8 protein-coding genes are annotated in these 6,189 nt (G+C 71.6%); 1 reads left to right on the top strand and 7 read right to left on the bottom strand.

Annotated elements, in window-relative coordinates; all coding sequences use genetic code 11:
* The 4 genes from ACFQ4O_RS14090 to ACFQ4O_RS14075 form a co-directional block, all read right to left on the bottom strand.
* A partial coding sequence (locus ACFQ4O_RS14090) for a 3-deoxy-D-manno-octulosonic acid transferase (protein WP_378776407.1) occupies nucleotides 1–841 on the bottom strand: 841 nt, incomplete at its 3' end.
* The gene (locus ACFQ4O_RS14085) at nucleotides 834–1,580 is read right to left on the bottom strand and encodes a lysophospholipid acyltransferase family protein (protein WP_378776405.1); all 747 of its coding nucleotides are present in this window, start codon (nucleotides 1,578–1,580) and stop codon (nucleotides 834–836) included. The genes ACFQ4O_RS14090 and ACFQ4O_RS14085, both read right to left, overlap by 8 nt.
* Nucleotides 1,581–1,604: 24 nt before the next feature.
* Nucleotides 1,605–1,844 carry a DUF4170 domain-containing protein gene (locus ACFQ4O_RS14080; RefSeq protein WP_378776403.1) on the bottom strand — a complete coding sequence of 80 codons (240 nt, stop codon included), beginning with the start codon at nucleotides 1,842–1,844 and terminating at the stop codon, nucleotides 1,605–1,607.
* Nucleotides 1,841–2,668 (bottom strand): inositol monophosphatase family protein, encoded by an 828-nt coding sequence (locus ACFQ4O_RS14075; protein WP_378776401.1) that lies wholly within the window; start codon nucleotides 2,666–2,668, stop codon nucleotides 1,841–1,843. The genes ACFQ4O_RS14080 and ACFQ4O_RS14075 overlap by 4 nt, the downstream gene beginning before the upstream one ends.
* A 390-nt stretch (nucleotides 2,669–3,058) precedes the next feature.
* Between ACFQ4O_RS14075 and ACFQ4O_RS14070 the strand changes: the two genes are divergently transcribed.
* Nucleotides 3,059–3,589, top strand: a complete 531-nt coding sequence (locus tag ACFQ4O_RS14070) for a DUF6101 family protein (protein ID WP_378776399.1) — start codon at nucleotides 3,059–3,061, stop codon at nucleotides 3,587–3,589.
* Between the two features lie 67 nt (nucleotides 3,590–3,656).
* Here ACFQ4O_RS14070 and ACFQ4O_RS14065 read toward each other — a convergent pair whose 3' ends face one another.
* The 3 genes from ACFQ4O_RS14065 to ubiA all read right to left on the bottom strand — a co-directional run.
* Nucleotides 3,657–3,827 carry a hypothetical protein gene (locus ACFQ4O_RS14065; protein WP_378776397.1) on the bottom strand — a complete coding sequence of 57 codons (171 nt, stop codon included), beginning with the start codon at nucleotides 3,825–3,827 and terminating at the stop codon, nucleotides 3,657–3,659.
* Between the two features lie 100 nt (nucleotides 3,828–3,927).
* Nucleotides 3,928–5,211 carry an ammonium transporter gene (locus tag ACFQ4O_RS14060; RefSeq protein WP_378776395.1) on the bottom strand — a complete coding sequence of 428 codons (1,284 nt, stop codon included), beginning with the start codon at nucleotides 5,209–5,211 and terminating at the stop codon, nucleotides 3,928–3,930.
* 189 nt (nucleotides 5,212–5,400) lie between these two features.
* Nucleotides 5,401–6,189 (bottom strand): 4-hydroxybenzoate octaprenyltransferase (ubiA, locus tag ACFQ4O_RS14055; protein ID WP_378776393.1); only part of this gene is annotated, 789 nt, incomplete at its 5' end.

Raw genomic sequence — 6,189 nt, 5'->3', positions numbered from 1 at the left:
CCGCCTCCGGGTGGCGGGGCGCGAGGATGGTCAGCAGGTTCGGCGCGTGGCTGCGCGCCACCGCGTGGGCGCGGGCGACGCCGGCCTCGTCGCCCGGATGGGTGCTCGCCGCCACCAGCACCGGGCGGCCGTTCACCGACAGGCGCATCTGGGACAGCGTGGCGGGGTCGGCGGGCGGCGGCTCGGCGTCGAACTTCAGGTTGCCGACGCACTGCACCCGCGAGGCGCCGAGATCGGCGAAGCGGGCGGCGTCCCTGTCCGACTGGGTCAGGCAGAGGTCGAAATGGTCCAGCAGCGCGCCGATGGTGCGCCGCGCCCGCCGCCAGCGCGCGAAGGAGCGCTCCGACATGCGGCCGTTGACCAGCACCACCGGGGCGCCGAGCGTGCGGGCGCCGCGCAGGAGGTTCGGCCAGATCTCGCTTTCGGCAAGCAGCGCCAGATCAGGACGCCAGTGCGCTAGGAAGCGGTCCACATAGGCCGGCACGTCGAGCGGCAGGAACTGGTGGATGGCGCCGTCCGGCAGGCGGCGCGCGGCCACCGCGGCGGAGGTGACGGTGCCCGTGGTGCACAGCGCCCAGTAGCCCCGGGCGGTGAGCCGCTGGATCAGCGGCAGCAGCGCGTTGAACTCGCCGACGCTCGCGCCGTGCAGCCACACGAGCGGCCCGTCCGGACGCTCGGCGCTGGCGTAGCCGCGGCGCTCGCCGAGCCGCTCCATGTTCTCCTTGCCGCGGCTGGCGCGCTGGCGCAGCAGGGCGCGCGCGAAGGGGCCGAGCGCGACCAGCCCTTGCCGATACAGCGCGAGCGGCGCGGTCACCCGCGGCGGCCGGTTGCGGTCAGACATCGGTCGCGATCGCTCCGCTTGGCGCGGCGTCGCCGCGCCGTCTCCACGTCCGCCCGACCAGAGCGTAGGCCCGCGCATGGGCGGCGTCGAGGCCCGCCTGCACACGAAGCCGCGCGGCCTCGAGCGCGCCCGCGTCCGCGTCCTCGGCCACGCGGATGGGCTCGCCCAGCACCGCGGCGCCGCGCCCGAACGGCAGGTTGAGCGAGGCCCGGTCCCAGCTGTCCAGATCCCACGACCGGCTGGTGGCGACCGCGAAGGGGAACACGGGCCGTCCCGACAGCTTGGCGAGCAGCGCCACGCCTTCGCCCGCCCGGCCGGAGACCTTGGGCACGTCGGCGGTGAACACCATGCTGTCGCCGTTCGACAAGGCGTCCAGCATGACGCGCAGCGCCTGCGCGCCGCCCCGGCGGGAGGCCTTGCGGGCGGCGGCCCCCGCCGCGCCCGAGCCGCGCACCGCGCCGATGCCGAAATGGCGGCAGGCGATGGCGTTGACGCCGCCGTCCACATGGCGCGAGGCGAGGGTGCGTGCGGGCATGTCGGCGCGCTTCATGGCGGGCACCATGAGGTGCTGGCCATGCCACAGGGCGACGATGACGGGCAGGTGGGGCACGAGACGGTCCTGAAAGTCGGCCGGCTCGAAAGTCCATCGATTTGTGGCGCGCACAAGGCGGATGTAGCCCGCGAGCAGCGCGCCCGCGGTCTCCTGCGCCGCGGTGGAGCGGCCGATCTGCTTCAGCATGCCGGAGAGCGCGCCTGGCGCGCGTCAGGCCTTCGCCGCGTCCGGCTCCAGCAGCTTGTGCAGATGCACGATGAAGTAGCGCACATGGGCGTTGTCCACCGTCGCCTGCGCCTTGGCCTTCCACGCCACCCGCGCGCTCTCGTAGTCCGGGAACACGCCCACGATGTCGAGCTGCGCCAGATCGCTGAAGGACACGCCGGTCACGTCGTCGAGTTCGCCGCCGAACACGAGGTGGAGAAGCTGCTTGGGCTTGACGTCGGTCATTTGGGTCCGTCCTTGGCGGCGGCGAGAACAGGGTCGGCGGAGATCGCGGCGAGCAGCGCCGCATGCCGCTGCGGGGCGGCGGCCACGAGCGCGCCCTGCCGGGTGGAGCGGCGGTTGTAGGCCGGCTCCACGCCGTCGAAATCGGTCAGCTTTGCCCCCGCCTCGTGCAGGATCACATGGGCGGCGGCGATGTCCCAGTCGTGGGCGGCGGGGCGGGCCAGCGCCGCGTGCAGCGCGCCGTCCGCCACCCGGACCAGCCGGTTGGCGAGGGCGTAGATCCAGGCGCCCTCGACCACGCCGTGGGGGCGCAGCGGCGTGATCAGCGCCCGCGTGCCGCCGACCTGCGCGCCGTCGAGCGAGGCGGAGTCCGACACGGCGATGGCTTCGCCGTTCAGCGTGGCGCCGCCGCCGAGCGTCGCCACATGGGTCACGTCGCGCACCGGGTTGTGCACCACGCCGAGCACCGGGCGGCCGTCCTCCACCAGCGCGACGGAGACCACCCATTCGGGCACGCCTTCCACGAAGGCGCGGGTGCCGTCGATGGGATCGACCACCCACACATGCCGGCGGTCGAGCCGCTCCGGCGTGTCGGCGGTCTCCTCCGACAGCCAGCCGGAACCCTCGACCAGCGGCGGCAGGCGGTCGGCGAGGAAGCGGTCGACCGCGATGTCGGCCTCGGTGACCGGGCTGTCGTCGCCCTTGGTCCAGCGTTTCGCGCCGCCGCCGTCGAACAGGCGCGCGGCGATCGCTCCGCCTTCGCGCACGACGTCCGTGACGTGGCGGGCGAGGGTGGCGAGGTCGAGCGGCGCGATGGGCGAAGACACGGCGGGGCGAGGTCCTGAAGGCTGGCGGGCGTTGCGCGCGGGGTGGGGGAGAGACGCCCCCGCAAAGTGTCCAGATCAAGGCGCGAGCGCAAGTCGGGCGATGGAGGGCCGATGTCGCATGGCGGTCGCAAGCGGCGCTAAGGCGGACGGGGCGTTCGCTCAAATGTCGCGAATGCCGGAAAGAACATCTTCAGCATAAGCGCAGACGAGGGGGCGAAAACACCGGGTCAATAAAACATTCACCAGCCCTGTTAAGCGGGTGTGGCGATGGCGCGTGGAACAGTCCGTCTCAGACGAAGAACCCACAACAACCGGGTCTTCAGGGAGACTGAAACAGTGGTGCGACAGACCGAAGCCGGCGCGTTCACGTGCGCCGGAACGGGAGCGGCCGTGCGGCCGGATCCCTTCGCGCTGCCGCTCCGCCTCGCGGCGCCGGACGCCGCGGCGGACGGCGGCGAACGCCGCGTGACGCTGGACGGCGATCGCGTGCTTGTGGACAGAATGGTGCGGAGCGTTTCCATGCGGATCGCGGTTCCTCTTTCGACCTTCTCGGGCGTGGCGCTGCGCGCGGCGCCCGGAGCCGAACCGGACTCCGACCGCATCGAGGTGGTGCTGGCCCATCGCGACCGCGGCTTCGACGTGCCGCTCTACGACTGCGCCCCGGACGGCGACGGCCTCGCCGCCTGGCGCGGCTGGAGCCGCACGCTGAACCTGCCGCTGCTGATCGAGGATCTGGACGGGCGGCGGGTGACGACCACCCAGCGTCTCGGCGGGGTCGAGGTCGGACGGCCCCGGCCGCGGCGGAGGCACAGCCTGCTGGCGGGGCGCCGGCCGCGCTTCCTCACCCGGCGGCGCCCGACGAAGCTTGCGCCGGACGCCAAGGTCGCCCGCGGCGAGCGCGAGATCATCGCGCGCAGCTGACGCGCCCCACGGGCGTTCAAAACATCGATCAGGCGGGGCGGCGTCGGCGACGCCGCCCCGCCGTCGTTCAGTTCGGCAGCTTCTTCACGCATTCGGTCTCGTGGCGCACCATCGAGACCAGCACGCCGACGCAGGCCGCGAGCGCGAGCGCGGAGATCAGCATCAGCACGCCGGGCTGGTCGGCGAAGGTGAAGTAGGCTTTGGCGCCTTCCCAGGTGGTGATCGGGGCGGAGTTCATGATCCTGTCCTTCTGAGATCGGAGGTGGCGTCGCAGACGAGGCCGGACGCGGCGCGCGCGCCCGGCGGGAAGACGCGGGGGACCAGGCCCCCGCGCCGGATCACTCGGCGGGGCTCAGCGCCTCGCCGCCCGTGAAGGCCGGGATGGTGGAGGCTTCCGGATAGGCCTTGACCGGAACCTCCGCCACGTCGAGGCCGGCGAGCTCCACCTTGGGATCGGTGCGCAGCAGGCCGACGATCTTCAGCCCGTAGGACGCCACGAAGCCGGGCAGGAAGCCGAGCGCCGCGAACACCAGCATGCTCATGAACTGGCCGCTGAAGGAGATCGCCGGGCCGTTCACGTTGGGGTAGCCGGCGGCGAAGATGCCGACCGCGAGCAGGCCCCAGACGCCGCCGAGCCCGTGCACCGCGACCGCGCCCACCGCGTCGTCGATCTTGAAGCGGGTCAGCAGCATGTCGGCGAGCTTCGGGATGACGCAGCCGCCGATGAAGCTGATCAGGAAGGCGAGCGGCGGGTAGTAGACGTCGAGGCCGGGCGCGGAGGAGATCACGCCGATCAGCGCGCCGGACATCATCCAGAACGGATCGCGGGTGACGAGGTAGGAGCCGATCATGCCGCCGGCGACGCCCATCAGGGTGTTGAAGGCGAAGGCGGAGAGGGTGGTCGGCGTGTTGTAGATCGTCATCCACGTGCCGCCGTTGTAGAGGATGCAGCCGCCGAGGAAGCCGAAGAAGCCCATCACGATCAGCATCAGGCCGATCAGCGACATGGGCATGTTGTGGCCGGCGATGTGGTTCACCGAGCCGTCGGCGTTGAAGCGGCCGAGGCGCGGCCCGAGATTGATCAGCACGCCGAGGGTGAAGAAGCCCGCCACCATGTGCACCGCGCCGGCGGCGCCGATGTCGTGGAAGCCCCAGGTCGTGGTCAGCCAGCCCTCGGGGTGCCAGCCCCACGAGGCGCCGAGGATCCACACGAAGCCGCCGAGGATGATGGCGAGAATCGTGAAGGCCGACATGCGGATGCGCTCGATCACCGCGCCGGACATGATGGAGGCGGTGGTGGCGGCGAACAGCGTGAAGGCCGCCCAGAAGATGCCCGAGGCGTTGTCGCCGAGGTTCGGGCCCATGGACTCGCTCCAGGCCACGCCGCCCGAGGCCGCGTCGGAGATCGTGAAGCCGGTCGGGAAGGCGAGATAGATCCACCAGCCGAAGAAGTAGAAGGCCGGGATCAGGAAGGCGAAGGCGAGAAGGTTCTTCAGGCCCGAGGCCAGCGCGTTCTTTGCGCGGGAGGCGCCCATTTCGTAGGCGAGGAAGCCTGCGTGGATGGCGATCATCAGCGCCGTGCACCACCAGTAGAAGACTTCGGCGTTGACCGTCTTGGTCAAGGCGACCGACGCCTCCAACGCCTCGATTTTCGCGAGAAGCGCAGCGTTATCCATCAGGAAACCCCCCGGGTTCGTGCGTGATCCGCGACGAGGCTCCGCGCCTCGCCGCCCGGAGCCGCCACGCAGAGCCCGTGCCACCCGGGGGAAAATTTGTTTACAGCGCAGTAACGAAGTCGTGAGCCACAGTCATCACAGCCGCGTGATCGCGTCCAGCGCCAGTCCCGCGAAGACGAGCGCGCCCGCCTCGCGGTTCGACTTGAACAGTTTCAGGCACAGGGCCGGATCGGCGATGTCGAGACGGACGATCTGCCAGACGCAATGGGCCGCGAAGCCCGCGAGGCCCGCGTAAGACAGCCATCCGCCGCCCGCGAGATGGATCGCGACGCCGATTAGCAGCGCGGCGGCGGCGTAGAGCGCGGTCACGATCGGCCGGGTGCGGGCCCCGAACAGCAGGGCGGTGGAGCCGACGCCCACCAGCGCGTCGTCCTCCTTGTCCTGATGGGCGTAGATGGTGTCGTAGCCGATGATCCACACGAAGGCGGCGGCGTGCAGGGCGAGCGGCGCGGCGTCGAGCCGGCCGAAGGCGGCGGCCCAGCCCATCAGCGCGCCCCAGCCGAAGCAGACGCCGAGCATGGCCTGCGGCCACCATGTGATCCGCTTCATGAACGGATAGAGCGCGACCGGCAGCACGGAGCAGGCGCCGACCAGAATGGCGAAGGGCGGCAGCGCCAGCAGCACCGCGAGGCCGATCAGGATCTGCGCCGCGAGAAACAGCGCCGCCGCCTTGGGCGTGACCTGTCCCGAGGGCAGGGGGCGGGAGCGGGTGCGGGCGACCTGGGCGTCGATGTCCCGGTCCACAAGGTCGTTGTAGGTGCAGCCCGCGCCCCGCATGGCGACGGCGCCCACGGCGAACAGCGCGATGTGCCAGAGGCTGGGCGCCGCGCCGGCGGCGACGCCGGCGAGCGCCGCCGACAGCAT

The organism is Methylopila musalis (assembly GCF_042679725.1).
In the GTDB taxonomy this organism is placed as follows: Bacteria; Pseudomonadota; Alphaproteobacteria; order Rhizobiales; family Methylopilaceae; genus Methylopila; species Methylopila musalis.
Note: the sequence above shows the minus strand (reverse complement) of the source record. Positions and strands in the feature narration are given on the sequence as shown.

Bases quoted from the DNA above. Each gene is read 5' to 3' on its own strand.
- ACFQ4O_RS14085 (WP_378776405.1), bottom strand. From the start codon at position 1,580: ATGCTGAAGCAGATCGGCCGCTCCACCGCGGCGCAGGAGACCGCGGGC.
- ACFQ4O_RS14065 (WP_378776397.1), bottom strand. From the start codon at position 3,827: ATGAACTCCGCCCCGATCACCACCTGGGAAGGCGCCAAAGCCTACTTC.
- ACFQ4O_RS14080 (WP_378776403.1), bottom strand. From the start codon at position 1,844: ATGACCGACGTCAAGCCCAAGCAGCTTCTCCACCTCGTGTTCGGCGGC.